Genomic DNA, 17276 nt, shown 5'->3' with positions numbered 1-17276 from the left:
GGGCTGCGCAATTCTCGGCAGCCCTTATTGTATTAATCAAGCGGTTTCAGATTTCGCTCGATGGCTTCGCGGTTTCCCTCGAGGAAAGGTGGAAGCGACAGGCTTTCACCAAGGCTTTCGAGTGGTTCATCCACCGCGAAGCCGGGGCCATCGGTAGCGATCTCGAACAGGATGCCATTTGGCTCGCGGAAATAGAGCGAGCGGAAATAGTAGCGTTCGACCTCGCCGCTTGACGGCATGCGCACAGACCGCAGGCGATCCACCCATTCCTGCATGCTTTCCTGATCCGGTGTGCGGAAGGCGACATGGTGCACGGCACCTGCACCCTGCCATGCAGTGGGCAAGTTCGGCTGTACCGCGATGTGCAGTTCGGCTGCAGCACCGCCCGCACCCATGGAGAAAACATGGACGTGACCTTCACCGTCAGGCGAAACGTAATCGCCGGTCTGGCGCATATTCATGACCTTTTCCAGAATGATCTGGGTCGGCGCCAGTTCGGGAACACTGAGCACGATCGGTCCGAGGCCCCTGATCTGTCTTTCCGCTGGGACTGGACTCCGGTCCCAGCTATGGGCTTCACCCGCTCCACCGTCATCGGTCAGGCGCAGGCGCTGCCCTTCGGGGTCCTCGAAATCGAGAACGGCCCGTCCGGCAACTTCGAAAATATCGCCTGTCTGGACGCCTTTATCGTTCAGGTGCTTTCGCCACCACTCGAGACCTTCGACACCGTTCACACGCAAACCAGTGCGGGCAACGCTGTTGGTGCCGCGCTGTTCGCGTTGCACAGGCCAGTCGAAAAAGGTGATGTCCGTGCCGGGCGATGCCAACCCGTCTGCGTAGAACAGATGATAGGCGCTGGTGTCGTCCTGATTGACCGTCTTTTTGACGAGCCGGAGCCCGAGCGTGTCGGTGTAGAAGCGCCGGTTGCCGGGCGCGTCGGCCGTAATGGCTGTCAGATGGTGCAGCCCTATCAGTTCCAAAGCCATATTGTGCCTCCTTCAGAAACGGAGTTGCTGTTGGCGGATATATCGGTCTGGGCTGATAGGTAGGAAAGTATCACCTGTCGAACAGTGTGTAACCCATAAGCCGCAATCGCGTTGCGTTCCGACAATGGTGGATAATTGGGGCTTGGCAGAACGTTTCATGTAAAGAATATATTAACCTCAAAATTTGGGTGTAAGAGACCTGTTGGCGTAGTGTTGAGGGGAGTTTGGTTTTGCGGCGCATTTTTTCTCGGACTGCCCCTGCGTTGCTTGTTCTTCTGTCTCTGCTCGCCGGTTGCGCCAGCCGGCCTGAAGGTGTGCTTGTGCCCGTTGGGGATGTCGCTTCTCCCGGCACGACCAAGGTTGACCTTGTCGTGGCAACCACCCGCCGTCCGTCCGATAATCCCGGCATACTTTTCTCCGGTGAGCGTGATAAGCTCGTGTCGCTCAACGAGATTGTTGTCTCTATCCCGCCAGAAAAGAACCGCAAGGCGGGTGAAGTGCAGTGGCCGAAGAAACTACCGCCCAATCCGCAGAAGGATTTCACCACCGTCAGCGTGACGCCGCTCAAGACCGATGTGGAGATGGCAGGCTGGGTCCGTCCACATCTGACCAAGAGCCGCCGCGTGATGGTGTTTGTGCACGGCTTCAACAATACGTTTGAGGATTCCGTCTATCGCTTTGCCCAGATCGTGCACGATTCCGGGGCCGATGTTGCGCCGGTGATCTTCACCTGGCCGTCGCGCGCCAGCGTGTTCGACTACAATTATGACAAGGAAAGCACGAATTATTCCCGCGATGCGCTGGAGCAGATTCTGCGCGCCATTGCTCGCGAACCCGAGGTTAAGGACATTACCGTCATGGCTCACTCGATGGGTAGCTGGCTAACGGTGGAGGCCCTGCGTCAGATGGCGATCCGCGATGGTCGCGTGAACGCCAAGATTACAAATGTCATTCTGGCTTCGCCCGATCTCGACGTCGACGTGTTCTCGAAACAGTTTCTTGCCATGGGCAAGCCACATCCGCGTTTCACCCTCTTCACATCCCGGGACGACAAGGCACTCGCCTTGTCACGACGCATTTCCGGTAATATCGACCGCCTCGGCCAGATCGATCCGTCAATCGAGCCGTATCGCTCCGAGCTTGAAAAAGCAGGCATTACCGTCATCGATCTCACCAAGCTCAAGTCGGGCGATAGGCTCAACCATGGCAAATTCGCCTCCAGTCCGGAGGTCGTGCAGCTCATCGGTCAGCGTCTCGTTGCTGGTCAGACGATCACGGATTCGCAAGTCGGTCTTGGAGATCGTCTGGGTGCGGTCGCCATGGGGACCGCACAGGGCGTCGGTACTGCTGCGTCACTGGTCGTGACGGCACCGATTGCCGTGTTCGATCCAAACACACGCAAAACCTATGACGAGCAGATCGATCGCTTCGGTCGCGCTGTCGGCAATACGGTTGGTGCGGTGACGATCCCCACGCAGTAAGCTGTCCGAGGACGTTTTGCCTGTGCTGTTGTCATATTCAGGCTGACGCTGTAGGACTCGCGGCCAAACATTTTGAACCGCATTTATGCAACGCCAACGTTCCATTTGGCTGCAAAATGCGCTGGCCGCGAGGAGAGAACCTCATGCAGATCATCCGCACCATCGAGGAATTGCGTCAGGTTCTTGCGCCTGCGCGTCGCGCGGGCAAGCGGGTCGGCTTCGTGCCGACCATGGGCTATCTTCACAAAGGCCATCTGGAACTTGTTCATCGGTCGCGCGCCGACAATGACGTGACCGTCGTGTCGATCTTCGTCAATCCGCTGCAATTCGGCGCCAATGAAGATCTCGACAAATATCCGCGCGATCTGGAGCGCGATGCAGCTCTGCTGCGCGGTGCAGAGGTCGATTACCTCTTCGCGCCTGCCGTCAGCGACATGTATCCGCGCCCGATGCAGACCGTGGTGGATGTGCCGACCCTTGGCAACCAGATGGAAGGCGAGGCGCGTCCCGGCCACTTCGCCGGTGTCGCGACGGTGGTGAGCAAGCTCTTCAACATCGTCGGTCCGGATGCCGCCTATTTCGGTGAAAAGGATTTTCAGCAGCTCGTCATCATCCGCCGCATGGTGGAGGATATGGCTATTCCGGTGCGTGTGGTCGGTGTCGAGACGGTGCGGGAGGATGACGGGCTCGCCTGTTCGTCCCGCAATGTTTATCTGTCGGCGGAGCAGCGCGCCGCCGCCATTATCGTGCCGAAGGCGCTTGATGAGGCTGAGCGGCTTTATCGGTCTGGTGTGGACGATCCCGATGCGCTGGAAGCGGCAATTCGTGCGTTTATCGCCACAGAACCGCTGGCAGCTCCGGAAGTTGTGGCGCTGCGTGACCCCGAAACGCTGGAGCGTCTGACGGCAGTACAGGGACGGCCTGTGCTGATTGCGTTGTTCGTGCGGCTTGGCTCAACGCGGCTTCTCGACAATCGCGTCATTGCGCATATTGCGCAGGAACAGGCGGCCTGAGATGAGCGCACCCGTCAAACAGAAGCGACTGACGCCCAAGGCAATTTCGGCCCTGAAGGGTGAACGCCCGATTGTCAGCCTCACTGCCTATACGACGCCGATTGCGCGGCTGCTCGATCCGCATTGCGACCTGCTGCTGGTGGGGGACTCGCTCGGCATGGTGCTTTACGGCATGGATTCCACCCTCGCCGTAACGCTCGACATGATGATCGCCCATGGCCAAGCGGTGATGCGCGGTGTTGAGACAACTTGCGTCATCGTCGATATGCCGTTCGGCTCCTATCAGGAATCGAAAGAACAGGCGTTTCGCAATGCCGCCCGCGTGATGCAGGAAACCGGCTGCGACGGCGTCAAGCTCGAAGGCGGCGAGGAAATGGCCGAAACGGTCGATTTTCTGGTTCGGCGGGGCATTCCGGTGTTCGGTCATGTCGGCCTGATGCCGCAACAGGTCAATACGGTTGGCGGCTTCCGCTCGCTCGGACGCGATGACGATGAAGCCGACCGCATTCGCCGCGATGCGCAGGCCATCGCCGATGCCGGTGTGTTTGCGCTGGTCATTGAGGGCACGATGGAGCCGCTGGCGCGCGAGATCACCGCATCGCTTTCCGTCCCGACGGTTGGCATAGGCGCGTCGGCTGCCTGCGACGGGCAGATATTGGTTTCGGACGATATGCTGGGGCTGTTTCAGGATTTCACGCCGCGTTTCGTGAAGCGTTTTGCGCAATTGGCGCCGCAAGTGTCCGATGCGGCGAAAGCCTATGCCGAGGAAGTGCGGGCGCGCGCATTTCCGGGGCCGGAGCATGTTTTCGGCGCTAAACCGAAAGCCTGACCTCTCTTTGCTTTTCGCATTATCCTACGCATCGAAGCGGGATAAGAAATCAGTCCAGTGGACTGGTTTCCCCGCGTAGGCGCTTCGCACTTTTGCTGGAAATGCTTAAATCCTGTGCCGTATGGCGGTAGCGCCTTGTAATTATTCGTCAATCGCGTTCAATGTCGGAAGTGTTTTCCGGAGTTGCTGTGACCGACGATATTGCCCATACCGAACTGATTGCCGTGCTGGCCGCCGTGACCAGCGAACAGCCGCGCGTCATGACCTTGCGGCAGGGACAGGCCCTGCCATCCGGCCCGTTCGAAAGCGAACACCGTTCGTTGCAATCCGGTCTGCGCGCCTGGGTGCAGTCGGAAACCGCGCATCCGGTCGGCTATCTGGAGCAGCTTTATACCTTTGCCGACCGTGACCGTCATGCGCAGGGCGAACGCATCATCTCGATCAGCTATCTCGGCCTCGTGCGCGAAAGCGATGCGGCGGCGGGGCGGGCGGGCTGGCGCGGCTGGTATGATTATCTGCCGTGGGAAGATCACCGTCAGGGCGAACCGGCCATCATGGAGCATCTCAACAATGCGCTCCTTGTCTGGGCCTATCGGGCCGAAACGTCGGAACTGACCGCGCAGCGCATGCGGCGCATCTCGTTCACTTTCGGCTTTGACAATGGAGAGTGGGGCGGGCGCTGGAACGAAGACCTCGTGCTGCAACGCTATGAGCTGTTGTTCGAAGCCGGTTTGGTGGCGGAAGCCGGGATGAAGGAAGACGAGAACGGTCGTTCCATGTTTGCCGATCATCGCCGCATCCTTGCCACGGCAATTGCGCGGCTGCGCGCCAAGATCAAATACCGCCCAGTGGTGTTCGAATTGATGCCGGACAGTTTCACGCTTTTGCAATTGCAGCGCACCGTCGAAGCGCTGGCGGGCCTGCGCCTGCACAAACAGAATTTCCGCCGCCTGATTGAGCAGCAGGATCTCGTAGAGGAGACCGGCGAAAGCGACAGCGAAACCGGCGGTCGCCCGGCAAAACTATTCCGTTTCCGCTACTCGATTGTCGAGGAACGTGCCCTTTCCGAGCGCCATCTGGCCGGAGCCAAGCTGCCAATCTCCCGCGATTGACAATATACTCGAATCGAGTATAAGTTCGTAAACATGAAATACTCAGATTGAGTATAATTGGTAGGCAAGCATTTCCAGCAAAAGTGCGAAGCGGTTTTGCGCGGGACAATGCGTAAGTGACCTTGGAGGCCCAACCATGAACGATCATGTTTCCGTTTCGCAACTCTATGACCGCGTGGCCAAGGTGCTGCCCAAGGCGGAGTGGCTTGGCTTCGAAGACGATGTTGCGGCCATTCTTGAGCTGAAGAAAAAGCGCAATGCCGTCATCCTTGCGCATAATTACCAGACGCCGGAAATCTTCCATTGCGTGGCCGATATTGTCGGCGACAGTCTGGCGCTGGCGCGCAAGGCTGCGGAAGTCGATGCCGATGTGATCGTGCTGGCGGGCGTGCATTTCATGGCCGAGACGGCAAAGCTGCTCAATCCAGGCAAGACGGTGCTGATCCCTGATATGGCGGCAGGCTGTTCGCTGGCCGACAGCATCACGCCGGAAGATGTAGCGCTGTTGCGCGAGGCGCATCCCGGCGTGCCGATCATCACCTATGTCAACACATCTGCTGCCGTGAAGGCGGCATCCGATATTTGCTGCACCTCCGGCAATGCCAAAAGGGTGGTGGAATCGCTTGGCGCGCCGCGCGTGCTGATGATTCCCGACGAGTTTCTGGCACAGAACGTGGCGCGCGAAACCAATGTCGAAATTCTCGCCTGGCATGGCCATTGCGAGGTGCATGAGCGGTTTACGCCCGACGATATTCGCGAATTGCGTGAAAGCCATCCCGGCGTCGTGGTTCTGGCCCATCCCGAATGCCCGCCGGAAGTGGTGGAAGCCGCCGATTTCGCCGGTTCCACGGCAGTTATGTCGGACTATGTCGGCGAGAAGAAGCCGCAGCGGGTCGTGCTTCTGACCGAATGCTCGATGAGCGACAATGTTGCCGTCGATCACCCGGATGTCGAGTTCATCCGCCCGTGCAATCTCTGCCCGCATATGAAGCGGATCACGCTCGCCAATATTCGCGATGCGCTGGAAAATAATCGTCATGAAGTGACTGTCGATGCAGCACTGATGGAACCTGCCCGGCGCGCTGTCGAACGGATGTTGATGGTATGAGCATGACTGAGACCCCTGTTCTCGTCATTGGCAGCGGTCTTGCCGGTCTTATGACGGCGCTGACGCTGTCTCCGCAGCCGGTTCTGCTGGTGACAGCGGGAAGCCTCGGCCTGTCCGGTTCCAGCACGCTGGCGCAAGGCGGCATTGCTGCAAGCGTTGGCGCGGATGATAGTGCTGCGCTGCATCTGGCCGATACGATTGCCGCTGGCGACGGCCTGTGTGACGTAGGCGTGGCGGCAGAAATCATAGAAGCGGGCGCGGACGTCGTTGCTGCGCTGGAAGCCCATGGCGTGCACTTCGACCGCAAGGCGGACGGTTCATTTTCACTCGGACTGGAAGCTGCTCATAGCCGCCATCGCATTGTGCATGTGGATGGCGACGCGACCGGGGCGGGCATCATGCGTGCTCTGACCGCCAAGGTTCTGGCGACGCCTTCGATCACCGTCATGGAAAACACCCGCGCCCTACGCCTCATCCGGCAGGATGGTCGTGTGGTCGGCGCTTGTCTTGAAAATGTCGGCCCGGTTGCAGCAACTGCCGTGGTTCTGGCGACGGGCGGGATCGGTGGACTTTATAACGCAACAACCACGCCGCTCGGCAACCTAGGACAGGGGGCCGCATTGGCTGGCCGCGCAGGCGCTGTGCTTGCCGATATGGAGTTCGTGCAGTTCCATCCGACCGCGCTTGCTGTTTCCGCGCCGCGCCTGCCGCTGGTCAGCGAGGCGGTGCGCGGAGAGGGGGCTCAACTTGTCAATGATCGCGGTGAGCGCTTCATGGCGGATATTCCGGGCCGCGAACTTGCGCCCCGCGACGTGGTGGCCCGTGCCATTGGCGGCGAGATCGCGCAAGGGCGCAAGGTCTATCTCGATGCACGCACGGCTCCGGGTGCGCGGTTTGCAACCCGGTTTCCCGGTATTGATGGGCTTTGCAAACAGCATGGCATTGATCCGTCCGGTGATCTGATCCCGGTCAGGCCCGCCACGCATTATCACATGGGCGGGATCAGGACCGACGCCGATGGGCGCAGCAGTCTGCCGGGTCTCTGGGTCGTGGGCGAAGCGGCCTGCACCGGCCTGCATGGCGCGAACCGTCTTGCCAGCAATTCGCTGCTTGAAGCCGCCGCCATGGGCCTGCGCGCCGCCCGCGCGCTCGGCTGTGAAGAGGCGGTTGCCGTGCGGCACCCCGTGCCGGTCAGCCTGCCGCAGAGTGCTGATCCCGAACCGGTGCGGCACGTCGTTTCCAGCCACCTTGGCCTGCTGCGTGATGAAGAAGGTTTGCGCTCTGCAATCACCACCCTTCTCCCTATCGCGGAGACCGACGATGCCGCAGCCGTGGCGCTGGTCGCTGCGGTTGCGGCATTTGAACGGCGCGAGTCGCGCGGCAGCCATGCCCGGACCGACTACCCGCAGAAACACGCGGAGGCCAAGCGCCGCTTCCACACATTCGAGACGGCATTCGCACTTGCCCGCGACATTGCCGCCCCCGAACGCTTACTTCAACGAATTCCAAGGACTGCATGATGAACCTGCCGCGCTTGTCTCCGCTTGTCGTCGAACCGCTGGTGCGCGCCGCACTTCTGGAAGATCTGGGGCTTGCTGGCGATATTACCAGCAATGCCGTGGTGCCGGAGGATCACCACTCGGCCATGCTGTTCAGCTTGCGTCAGCCGGGTGTCATCGCCGGGCTGGATGTGGCCGAAATGGCGTTTCGTCTGGTCGATCCGGATGTCACATTCGAACGTCTGGCACGGGACGGCCAGTCTCTTGCAAAGGGAGCCGATGTCGCGCGCGTTTCCGGTTCATCCCGCTCGATCCTGGCGGGGGAGCGGACGGCGCTCAATTTTCTCGGTCACCTGTCCGGCATTGCAACGGCGACGGCCAGTCTGGTCAAGGCTGTTCAGGGCACAAAGGCTTCCATCGTCTGCACACGCAAGACGACGCCGGGACTGCGTGCCTTGCAGAAATATGCAGTCAGGGCGGGCGGCGGTATGAACCACCGTTTCGCGCTCTATGATGCGGTGCTGATCAAGGACAATCACATCGCAGTTGCAGGCGGCGTGCGCGAGGCCATCGAACGCGCCAAGGCCGGTGCCGGTCATATGGTCAAGATCGAGGTTGAAGTCGATACGCTGCAGCAGCTCGATGAAGCCATGGCGACGGGCGTGGATGCGGTGCTGCTCGACAATATGTCGCCTGCGCAATTGCGAGAGGCGGTGTCGGTGATCGACGGGCGCGCCATTTCGGAAGCTTCAGGCGGCATCACACCAGAAACGGTGGCGGCTGTTGCTGCCAGCGGCGTCGATCTGATTTCAGTCGGCTGGACAACCCACAGTGCGCCGAACCTCGATATCGGGCTCGATTTTGAACTGAATAACTGAGACTTTATGCCTCGAGCAGCATGGAAGGTAGTCTCTCCCGCACCACCAAATTCCAAATGCGTTCTGCTATCAAGCCCAGTCTACCTTGCGGTGCTGGGCTTGCGCATTTGAGGCAACGATTTCCTGTAAATTGTTGCGAGGATTTCGTATGAAAAACATGATTGAATTATTCATATTTTCATGTCACAAAGTAACTGACTGATAGTCAGTCATGAGTCGTGCGGTGATTCAGCAACTTGCTTGTGTGCGTGGCGGTTGCCGGGTCGCCGTCACGGCTCAAAACATCACCGCAGCGAGTTTGATAGATATCGAACAGGAAGGAAGCGTGATGCTTCACAGTACGGAAAACTGGCCCTACGTCGTCACCTTGTCGAAGGGCGTATCGACCATGGAAGAAACGCGTGAATTCTTTGATGTCTGGAGCCGGTGGCTTGATGCGGGAAAGCCTTTCATTGCCATCCGCCGTTTTCTGGATGAGGATGCTCTGACGCATCCAGAAGGTTCGGCGCGTGAAGTGAAGCAATGGTTCCAGCAAAATGCGCAGCGCATTCGCGAACAGGTGCTGGGCATGGTGAACATCGTGCCGGAATCTGTTTATGAACAGGCAAGCCGCATGGATGCCGAAAAGCTGTTTCGCGTTCCGGCGGGCACATTCTCGAATGTCGATGCGGCGCTGCATTGGCTGGAGGATCGGGTCATTCGACCAAATCAGCTTGATTTTGACAGAGCGGCTATCCGGGATAAATTGGCAGCGTCCTGAAGTTTCGGAGAGTGATTTGCCGTCTACCGTCATCAAGCCCAAGCCCCGCACTAAACCAGCGGAAATACGTCGCGACGAACTGATGGCTGCAGCCGAAGCCCTCTTTCTGGAAAGGGGTTTCGCGGCGACAAGCGTGGATGAAATTGTCCGTCTGGCGGATGTCGCCAAAGGCACATTCTACCTGCATTTTCGCAGCAAGGACGATATCCTGCTTGGCTTGCGGGAGCGCTTCATCAATGGATTCTGTGAAGGGCTGGAGCGCCAGCTAGATCTACTTCCAGCAGAGGACTGGCAGACAAAACTGGCTGTCTGGGCCGAAACCGGAATTGACGGTTATCTGGACAATTACAAGCTCCACGACATGGTGTTTCACGATTTCCATCCGCCCATGCGCCGCATGAAGCAGGAAAATCCGGCGATCGTCCAGCTCGACGCACTGTTGACCGATGGTAATGCCGCAGGTGCATGGAAAATCGCCGATACGCGTTTGACTGCGGTGCTGCTGTTCAATGCGCTCCACGGTGCAGTCGACGAGATTATCTCAAATCCTCATATGATGGACCGAGCCGAAATGGTTGCCGGCGTGAAAGCGTTTTTCCTGCAGGCGGTGCGGACTTAGCAATACGCTCAAAGAAAAAGGGAGGCTAGATGCCTCCCTTTACTGGTTTTCCAGCGTCTTTGGCCGGGCTTATTTCTCCACGAAAGCCTTCTCGATAACGTAATGTCCGGCTTCGCTCTGGCTGCCTTCCTTAAAGCCGCGCTCTTCCAGAATCTGCTTTGTTTCGGCCAGCATTTCAGGGCTGCCGCAGAGCATCATACGGTCGTCGTCGTGGTTAAACTCTGGCAGACCGACATCGGTAAAGAGCTGCCCCGAACGAATAAGGTCGGTCAGACGACCGCGATTTTTGTAAGGCTCACGCGTGACGGTCGGATAGTAGATGAGCTGGTTCTTGGCCATCTCGCCAAGGAACTCATCCTGTGGCAGTTCGGTGGAGATGAAATCCGTATAGGCAAGTTCTGCAACCTGACGCACGCCATGAACGAGAATGATCTTCTCGAAACGTTCATAGGCTTCCAGATCGCGGATGATCGACAGGAATGGCGCGAGACCGGTGCCGGTAGAAAGCAACCACAGATTTTTGCCAGGCTTCAGATTGTCGTAGAGCAGCGTGCCGACCGGCTTCTTGGACAGGATGATCTGGTCGCCAACTTTCAGATGCTGGAGCTTTGAGGTCAGCGGACCGTTCGGTACCTTGATCGAGAAGAATTCCAGACCGTCCTCGTAAAGGCTCGAGGCAATCGAATAGGCACGCGTGAGCGGCTTGCCGTTCACTTCCAGGCCCATCATGATGAATTGCCCGCTCTGGAAGCGGAAGCCCGGATCACGCGTCGTACGGAAGGAAAACAGCGTGTCGGTCCAGTGATGGATGTCGGTGACGGTTTCCTGATTGAAGTTGCTGCTCATTTTCGGAACTGTCTCTGTCTTGCTCCTGCACCGCTTGGGAGGACGGCGCCTATGGAATGGATCGGTTGGTCAGTCTTTATCGGTCATTGCCGCATTTTGCCCGCAGTCATGCAGCTCCGTGGAGTTCTGCATCCTCTGCAGGCAAAACGCTTTGATTGCAATCAATGTAAGCGCGTCATGCTGCCTTCAGGGTGGCTTCCGCGAATTCGTAGTTGGCCAGCTTGTCGAGGAAGTTCGTTACATAGTCAGGCCGACGATTACGGAAATCGAGATAATAGCTATGCTCCCAGACATCAAGCCCTAATAGTGCCTTGCCTTCGCCGGTTGCCAGCGGATTGGAGCCATTTGGCGTCTTGGTGACCTTCAGCTTGCCGTCATTGGCCAGAACCAGCCATGCCCAGCCTGAGCCGAACTGGCCGACAGCCGCCGTCTTGAAGGCTTCCTTGAACTGGTCGACGCTGCCGAAATCTTGCGTGATCTTCTTTTCCAGCGCGCCGGGAAGGCGTCCGCCGTTCGCCGACAGGTTCTGCCAGAACAGGTCGTGGTTCCAATGCTGGCCGGCATTGTTGAACACCGGAGCGAGATCGGCCTTGTCCTTGGCAAAGAGCACGATTTCTTCGAGCGACTTGCCCTTGAGCGCATCATTCTTGTCAACAAAACCGTTGAGCGCCGTCACATAGGCCTGATGGTGCTTGCCATGATGCAGCTCAAGCGTTTCCGTGCCCATGCCGACGCCTTCAAGGGCGTTGGTTGCATAGGGAAGTGGTGGCAAAGTGAAGCTCATTTTGGACTCCTTGATATATAACTATCTTGATAATTCAGAGCGGTTCGCTTAATTTAACAAGATAATGCTTCTTTAAATCGAAAACAGGCAATATGTCAAGAAATGACTTTCTAAATACCGACGAATTGGGAGCACGTTCTCCCGCCGAGAAGATCATGCTCGCGCTCAAGATGCGCGGTGCACAGACGGCCGCCGCTATTGGCGAACATCTCGGCACCACCGGCGAGGCGGTGCGCCAGCAATTGGTGCGGCTGGCCGAGGAAGGTCTTGTCGCGCCGCATTCCGTATCGCAGGGCGTCGGTCGTCCGGCGCAGTTCTGGGATCTGACTGAAGCCGGTAACAAGCGTTTTCCCGACACGCATGCCGATCTGACCGTGCAGCTTCTGCATTCCGTGCGCACCATTCTCGGCGACGATGCGCTGGATACGCTGATCGCTCATCGTGAGACCGAGACTCGCCGTCAGTATCAGGCACGTTTGAAGGACTTGTCTCTCGATCAGCGGGTGAAGGAACTCGCCGACATCCGGTCCGCGGAAGGCTACATGGCCAATGCCGAAAAGCGCGAAGATGGTTCCTGGCTTCTCATCGAAAACCATTGTCCTATCTGCGCTGCTGCAGATGCCTGTCAGGGCTTCTGCCGGTCGGAACTTCAGGTATTCAGGGCTGTGCTTGGCCCAGATGTTTCAGTAAACCGCACCGAGCATATTCTGGCGGGTGCGCGGCGCTGCGCCTATGTTATTTCGCCCGCCGCTTAGAGCGCATCCCGAAAAGCGTGAAACGGTTTTCGGAAAAGATATGCGTTAAAACAAATGCTTGGATCACTTTCAGCATTGCGCCGGTTGAGGCTTTCTCGCGCTACGAACGAGAGCAAGGGCTGACAGGAATGCCAGTGCAGACAGAACGGCAAAACCGGAGAAGAGCCAAAGTGCTGCATGCGCAGTGCCGGCAAAGCCGCCGGGATTGGTGAGGCCGGCCATATTGGCAACCATTCCGGCAAGCGCGGCACCAAGCGCTGTCGTGAAAAGCTGTACCATGGTCACGGAAGCGGTGGCCAGATTTTGATCCTCTGCGTCGGCGCGCTTGAAGATGCGGGTCAGCAGGTGCGGCCATGTCAGGCCAACGCCGAAACCGATCACAGCCAGCGCGATGCAGATCGGCAGCAGATCGTACCAATGTCCTTCGCTGCCGGCCGGAATGAGAATAGCCAGCGTTACCATGCCTGCCACGCCCATGACGGGAGCGGCGAGAATCACACGGTCGGTACGCCCGGCGGCAATCCCTGATGACCCGATGGAGCCAAGTGTCCAGCTACCGCCCATGATTGCAGCCAGATATCCTGCAACGAGTGGCGACTGGCTGTGCAGCACCTGAAAGAAAAGCGGTACGAATACTTCCGCGCTGGTCACCGAGGCGCTGAGGAAGGCAAGCGTGAGATAAAGCGCCCCGAGTTTCTGGATGCTGAACGAGCCTTTCGGAAGAATCCGCCTGCTGGCCTTCATTTCCACCGCTGCAAGCAGCAGCAGCAAGACGATGGCAAGCACCACACCACCAGCATTCCATACCAGTTCGGATGAAATGCTTCCGGCAGAAACGGCAAGGACGGCTGCAGTCAAAAGGATGAGCTGAGGCCAGGCCAACCGGTCATTGCTGGCGGCGGAGCCGGATTCTCGCGGCAGCACAGTCATGGCCATGACGGTGAATACGGCGATAACCGGGGCAAGTGACCAGAAGGCTGCGCGCCAGATGCCGAGTTCGGCAAAAATGCCGCCAACGGCAGGACCGACGAGTGTTGCTACGCCCCACATACCGGAAACGAGTCCGATGGCGCGAGGCCACAGCGCTTCATCGAAAACGATGCGGATCATGGAGTAGGACAGGGAGAGCATCAAGCCGCCGCCAAGGCCCTGTATCGCTCGTCCCGCCAGCATGACGGGCATTGATGGCGCGAGGCCACAAGTCAGGGTTCCGGCAGCGAATATAATCGCTGCAATCAGATAGGCACTGCGCGGGCCTGCCTGCGAAAGCAGGCGCGGCACCAGCGCCGAACCGAGAATGGATGCAGTTACGAACAGTGCCGTGTTCCATGCATAGTAATCCATGCCGCCAATGTCGGTGACGACCGTTGGCAAAATGGTTGTGGCAATGAACACGTTGATGGCATGAAGCGCCACGCCGCCGACAAGCGTCAGCGAAACAATAGCGTTTTTACCTGCAAACAGGTCTCCCCAACCGGCGGTCGGCTTCTGATCCTGCATTTCATTTTCCTTTGACTATCCTTGTGCGGGCGAATGCCTGAGAGCCTGTTCCAAAAGTCGCCATGCCGGTCTGCAAATGGCGCTTTTCTGTGTTCCGGTGCTCTTGCACGTTAAGTGCATTGCGCTCCGGTACTCGAAAATCACCATTTTCGCCACGGCCTGCCGCTTTTTGATTCAGGCTCTGAATGAGGTCGCCCCGAACATGGAGCTAATGGCTACGCTCGCACTTATAATTTGTCAAGCTAATGCTTGTTTAATTAAATTGATGATACTCCGGAAACTGTAGCAAGCTGTCTTGTCGGGCAGAAGCCATTTGTCCTGAAAAAGACTTTCAATGAAAACAACGCAGCAAAGGGGGAGCAAGAGGGAAGGGGTTCAAATCCTCACAAAAAGCTCTATATGAAGCGCGTACCGCCAAAGGCGAGGAAGTAATCCGCGATAGCTTGTTGGGAAATTTTTTCCCGATAATGCTGTGGCGGATTTGTGTTTCTGTCACAAGCTTCCTATAAGCCTTCGAATAATTCGGGAAACTACTTGCGTGTTTCCTCAACGTGGCAAACCAGTCTTGCTGGCGAGGCCAGATTTCCCCTTTGGACGACCCGGAACTCTCATGATCCAGACGCCTTACTACCTGATCGACAAGACCAAGCTGAAGAGCAACATGGAAAAGGTTGCCTATGTGCGCGAGAAATCCGGCGCCAAGGCGCTTTTGGCGCTGAAATGCTTCGCGACATGGTCGGTGTTTGATCTGATGAGCGAATATATGGACGGCACGACCTCGTCCTCGCTCAACGAAGTGCGTCTTGGCCACGAAAAGTTCGGCGGAGAAACCCACGCTTACAGCGTTGCCTATGCCGATCATGAGATCGACGAAGTCATCGCCAATGCCGACAAGATCATCTTCAATTCGATCGGTCAGTTCGAGCGCTTTGCCGAAAAGGCTGCGCATATCAAGCGCGGCTTGCGTCTGAACCCAGGCATTTCTTCTTCGAGCTTCGATCTCGCCGATCCGGCGCGTCCGTTCAGCCGTCTTGGCGAGTGGGATGTGGCAAAGGTCGAAAAGGTCATGGACCGCGTCACTGGCTTCATGATCCACAACAATTGCGAAAATTCCGATTTTGGTCTGTTCGACAAGATGCTGACCGACATTGAAGAAAAGTTCGGCTCACTTCTGCACCGTGTTGAATGGGTCAGCCTTGGCGGCGGCATCCACTTCACTGGCGAAAACTATCCGGTCGATGAATTCTGCGCGCGCTTGAAAGCTTTCTCGGAAAAGTTCGGCGTACAGGTCTATCTGGAGCCGGGCGAAGCCTCGATCACCAAGACCACGACGCTGGAAGTGACGGTTCTCGACACACTGTTCAACGGCAAGAACCTCGCCATTGTCGATAGCTCAATCGAAGCGCATATGCTCGACCTGCTCATCTATCGCGAAAAGGCGAAGATGGCGCCGAACAATGGCGAGCATAGCTATATGGTGTGCGGCAAGTCCTGCCTTGCTGGCGATATTTTCGGTGAGTTCACTTTTGACAAGCCGTTGGCTATCGGCGACCGCCTCTCGTTTGAAGATGCGGCCGGTTATACGATGGTCAAGAAAAATTGGTTCAATGGCGTGAAAATGCCTGCGATTGCCGTGCGTGAACTGGATGGCACGGTCAAACTTGTCCGCGAATTTAATTACGCGGATTTTGAGGGTTCGCTCTCCTGAGCCCTGCGTCGCGGTACTGCTCAGCGGCGTAAAACTTAAACAGGTTCCGCGGCTGAGAGCGCCGGGGACGAGAAACAGATGGCGGGAAACCGCTGGAAGAGGAAGCATCGACAGAAAATGAAGAAGAACGTTCTCATTATCGGCGCCGGGGGCGTGGCACAGGTTGTTGCACATAAATGTGCGCAAAACTCTGACATATTGGGCGATATCCATATTGCGTCCCGCACGGTTGAGAAATGCCGCAAGATTATCGATAGCGTGCATGAAAAGAAGAGCCTCAAGACCGAGGTGAAACTGGAAGCGCATGCGCTGGATGCTCTGGATATTGAAGCCACCAAGGCTCTGATCCGGAAGACAGGCGTTCAGATCGTCATCAATGTCGGCTCGGCCTTCCTCAATATGTCGGTTCTGCGTGCCTGTATCGATACGGGCGTGGCTTACATGGACACCGCGATCCATGAAGACCCGAAGAAGATTTGCGAAACCCCACCATGGTATGGCAACTACGAATGGAAGCACCTGAAGGAATGCGAGGAGAAGGGCATCACCGCCATTCTCGGCATCGGCTTCGATCCGGGCGTGGTCAATGCCTATGCGCGTCTGGCTGCTGACGATTATCTCGATGAAGTGAAGTCCATCGATATCGTTGACATCAATGCCGGTTCACATGGCCGCTGGTTTTCGACCAATTTCGACCCGGAAATCAATTTCCGCGAATTCACCGGCACGGTTTATTCGTGGCAGGGTGGTCAGTGGCAGTCGAACAAGATGTTCGAAGTCGGCCAGACGTTTGATCTGCCTGTCGTCGGCCCGAGCAAGGCCTATATGACCGGTCATGATGAAGTACATTCGCTCTCGAAAAACTACCCGAACGCCGATGTGCGTTTCTGGATGGGCTTTGGCGATCACTACATCAATGTTTTCACGGTGCTGAACAATCTGGGTCTTCTGTCCGAACAGCCGGTCAAGACCGCTGAAGGTCTGGAAGTCGTGCCACTCAAGGTGGTCAAGGCCGTGCTGCCCGATCCGTCGTCGCTGGCGCCTGACTATACCGGCAAGACCTGCATTGGCGATTTCGTCAAGGGCACCAAGGACGGCAAGGAAAAGGAAGTCTTCATCTACAATGTTGCCGACCACAAGGACGCCTATAACGAAGTGGGTTCGCAGGGCATTTCTTATACGGCTGGTGTTCCGCCGGTTGCAGCCGCAATCCTGATCGCATCGGGCGAGTGGGATGTGAAGAAGATGGTCAATGTGGAAGAGCTGAACCCGAAGCCTTTCCTCCACATCCTGAATCAGATCGGCCTGCCATCCCGTATCAAGGATGAAGACGGCGACCGCGCGCTCGACTTCGCGTAAACGCGGAATAAGAGACGTGAAAAACCCCGCTTTGGCGGG

Annotated in this window: 16 protein-coding genes and 1 pseudogene; 13 read left to right on the top strand and 4 right to left on the bottom strand. The window is 57.4% G+C overall.

The features are described from left to right. Positions 1 to 32 precede the first annotated feature (32 nt). Positions 33 to 986: a ring-cleaving dioxygenase gene (locus FIB18_RS07760; RefSeq protein WP_140020150.1), complete on the bottom strand. Its 954-nt coding sequence runs from the start codon at positions 984 to 986 to the stop codon at positions 33 to 35. A 224-nt stretch (positions 987 to 1210) separates the two neighbouring features. Between FIB18_RS07760 and FIB18_RS07755 the strand changes: the two genes are divergently transcribed. From FIB18_RS07755 to FIB18_RS07715, 9 genes are all read left to right on the top strand, one after another. After that, positions 1211 to 2467, top strand: coding sequence for an alpha/beta hydrolase (locus FIB18_RS07755; protein ID WP_168436569.1), 1257 nt, complete (start codon positions 1211 to 1213; stop codon positions 2465 to 2467). 143 nt (positions 2468 to 2610) lie between these two features. Continuing rightward, positions 2611 to 3480, top strand: coding sequence for a pantoate--beta-alanine ligase (gene panC, locus FIB18_RS07750; RefSeq protein WP_140020148.1), 870 nt, complete (start codon positions 2611 to 2613; stop codon positions 3478 to 3480). 1 nt (position 3481) lies between these two features. Continuing rightward, entirely contained in the window at positions 3482 to 4309 is an 828-nt protein-coding gene (panB, locus tag FIB18_RS07745) for a 3-methyl-2-oxobutanoate hydroxymethyltransferase (RefSeq protein ID WP_140020147.1), read from the top strand. A gap of 161 nt (positions 4310 to 4470) precedes the next feature. Then, positions 4471 to 5421 (top strand): NUDIX hydrolase, encoded by a 951-nt coding sequence (locus FIB18_RS07740; RefSeq protein WP_140020146.1) that lies wholly within the window; start codon positions 4471 to 4473, stop codon positions 5419 to 5421. Between the two features lie 136 nt (positions 5422 to 5557). Continuing rightward, positions 5558 to 6529 carry a quinolinate synthase NadA gene (gene nadA, locus FIB18_RS07735; RefSeq protein WP_140020145.1) on the top strand — a complete coding sequence of 324 codons (972 nt, stop codon included), beginning with the start codon at positions 5558 to 5560 and terminating at the stop codon, positions 6527 to 6529. A gap of 2 nt (positions 6530 to 6531) precedes the next feature. Then, positions 6532 to 8049 (top strand): L-aspartate oxidase, encoded by a 1518-nt coding sequence (locus FIB18_RS07730; RefSeq protein ID WP_140020144.1) that lies wholly within the window; start codon positions 6532 to 6534, stop codon positions 8047 to 8049. Then, positions 8049 to 8906, top strand: coding sequence for a carboxylating nicotinate-nucleotide diphosphorylase (nadC, locus tag FIB18_RS07725; protein WP_140020143.1), 858 nt, complete (start codon positions 8049 to 8051; stop codon positions 8904 to 8906). The genes FIB18_RS07730 and nadC overlap by 1 nt, the downstream gene beginning before the upstream one ends. Positions 8907 to 9234: 328 nt before the next feature. Further along, a complete protein-coding gene (locus tag FIB18_RS07720; RefSeq protein ID WP_140020142.1) occupies positions 9235 to 9666 on the top strand; it encodes a hypothetical protein in 432 nt (143 codons plus the stop codon). A gap of 16 nt (positions 9667 to 9682) precedes the next feature. Then, positions 9683 to 10285 carry a TetR/AcrR family transcriptional regulator gene (locus FIB18_RS07715; RefSeq protein ID WP_140020141.1) on the top strand — a complete coding sequence of 201 codons (603 nt, stop codon included), beginning with the start codon at positions 9683 to 9685 and terminating at the stop codon, positions 10283 to 10285. Between the two features lie 69 nt (positions 10286 to 10354). Here the strand turns inward: FIB18_RS07715 and FIB18_RS07710 are convergent, their stop codons facing one another. Together FIB18_RS07710 and FIB18_RS07705 are read right to left on the bottom strand one after the other, a co-directional pair. Beyond that, positions 10355 to 11131, bottom strand: coding sequence for a ferredoxin--NADP reductase (locus FIB18_RS07710; protein ID WP_140020140.1), 777 nt, complete (start codon positions 11129 to 11131; stop codon positions 10355 to 10357). 175 nt (positions 11132 to 11306) lie between these two features. Beyond that, complete coding sequence (locus FIB18_RS07705; RefSeq protein ID WP_140020139.1) at positions 11307 to 11915, bottom strand: superoxide dismutase; 609 nt, start codon at positions 11913 to 11915, stop codon at positions 11307 to 11309. Positions 11916 to 12070: 155 nt separating this feature from the next. On the opposite strand from FIB18_RS07705, the gene FIB18_RS07700 reads away from it, so the two are divergent. Further along, the gene (locus tag FIB18_RS07700; protein WP_140020138.1) at positions 12071 to 12670 is read left to right on the top strand and encodes a helix-turn-helix transcriptional regulator; all 600 of its coding nucleotides are present in this window, start codon (positions 12071 to 12073) and stop codon (positions 12668 to 12670) included. Between the two features lie 69 nt (positions 12671 to 12739). Here the strand turns inward: FIB18_RS07700 and FIB18_RS07695 are convergent, their stop codons facing one another. After that, complete coding sequence (locus tag FIB18_RS07695; RefSeq protein WP_140020137.1) at positions 12740 to 14170, bottom strand: MFS transporter; 1431 nt, start codon at positions 14168 to 14170, stop codon at positions 12740 to 12742. A 76-nt stretch (positions 14171 to 14246) separates the two neighbouring features. Here FIB18_RS07695 and FIB18_RS25175 point away from each other — a divergent pair. The 3 genes and pseudogenes from FIB18_RS25175 to FIB18_RS07680 form a co-directional block, all read left to right on the top strand. Further along, positions 14247 to 14375, top strand: a pseudogene (locus tag FIB18_RS25175) (flagellar basal body P-ring protein FlgI); the annotation flags it as partial. 405 nt (positions 14376 to 14780) lie between these two features. Continuing rightward, the gene (gene nspC, locus FIB18_RS07685; protein WP_140020136.1) at positions 14781 to 15878 is read left to right on the top strand and encodes a carboxynorspermidine decarboxylase; all 1098 of its coding nucleotides are present in this window, start codon (positions 14781 to 14783) and stop codon (positions 15876 to 15878) included. A 117-nt stretch (positions 15879 to 15995) separates the two neighbouring features. Further along, positions 15996 to 17237, top strand: coding sequence for a saccharopine dehydrogenase family protein (locus FIB18_RS07680; protein WP_140020135.1), 1242 nt, complete (start codon positions 15996 to 15998; stop codon positions 17235 to 17237). Positions 17238 to 17276 lie beyond the last annotated feature (39 nt).

This window comes from Brucella pecoris (assembly GCF_006376675.1).
GTDB lineage: Bacteria > Pseudomonadota > Alphaproteobacteria > Rhizobiales > Rhizobiaceae > Brucella > Brucella pecoris.
Note: the sequence above shows the minus strand (reverse complement) of the source record. Positions and strands in the feature narration are given on the sequence as shown.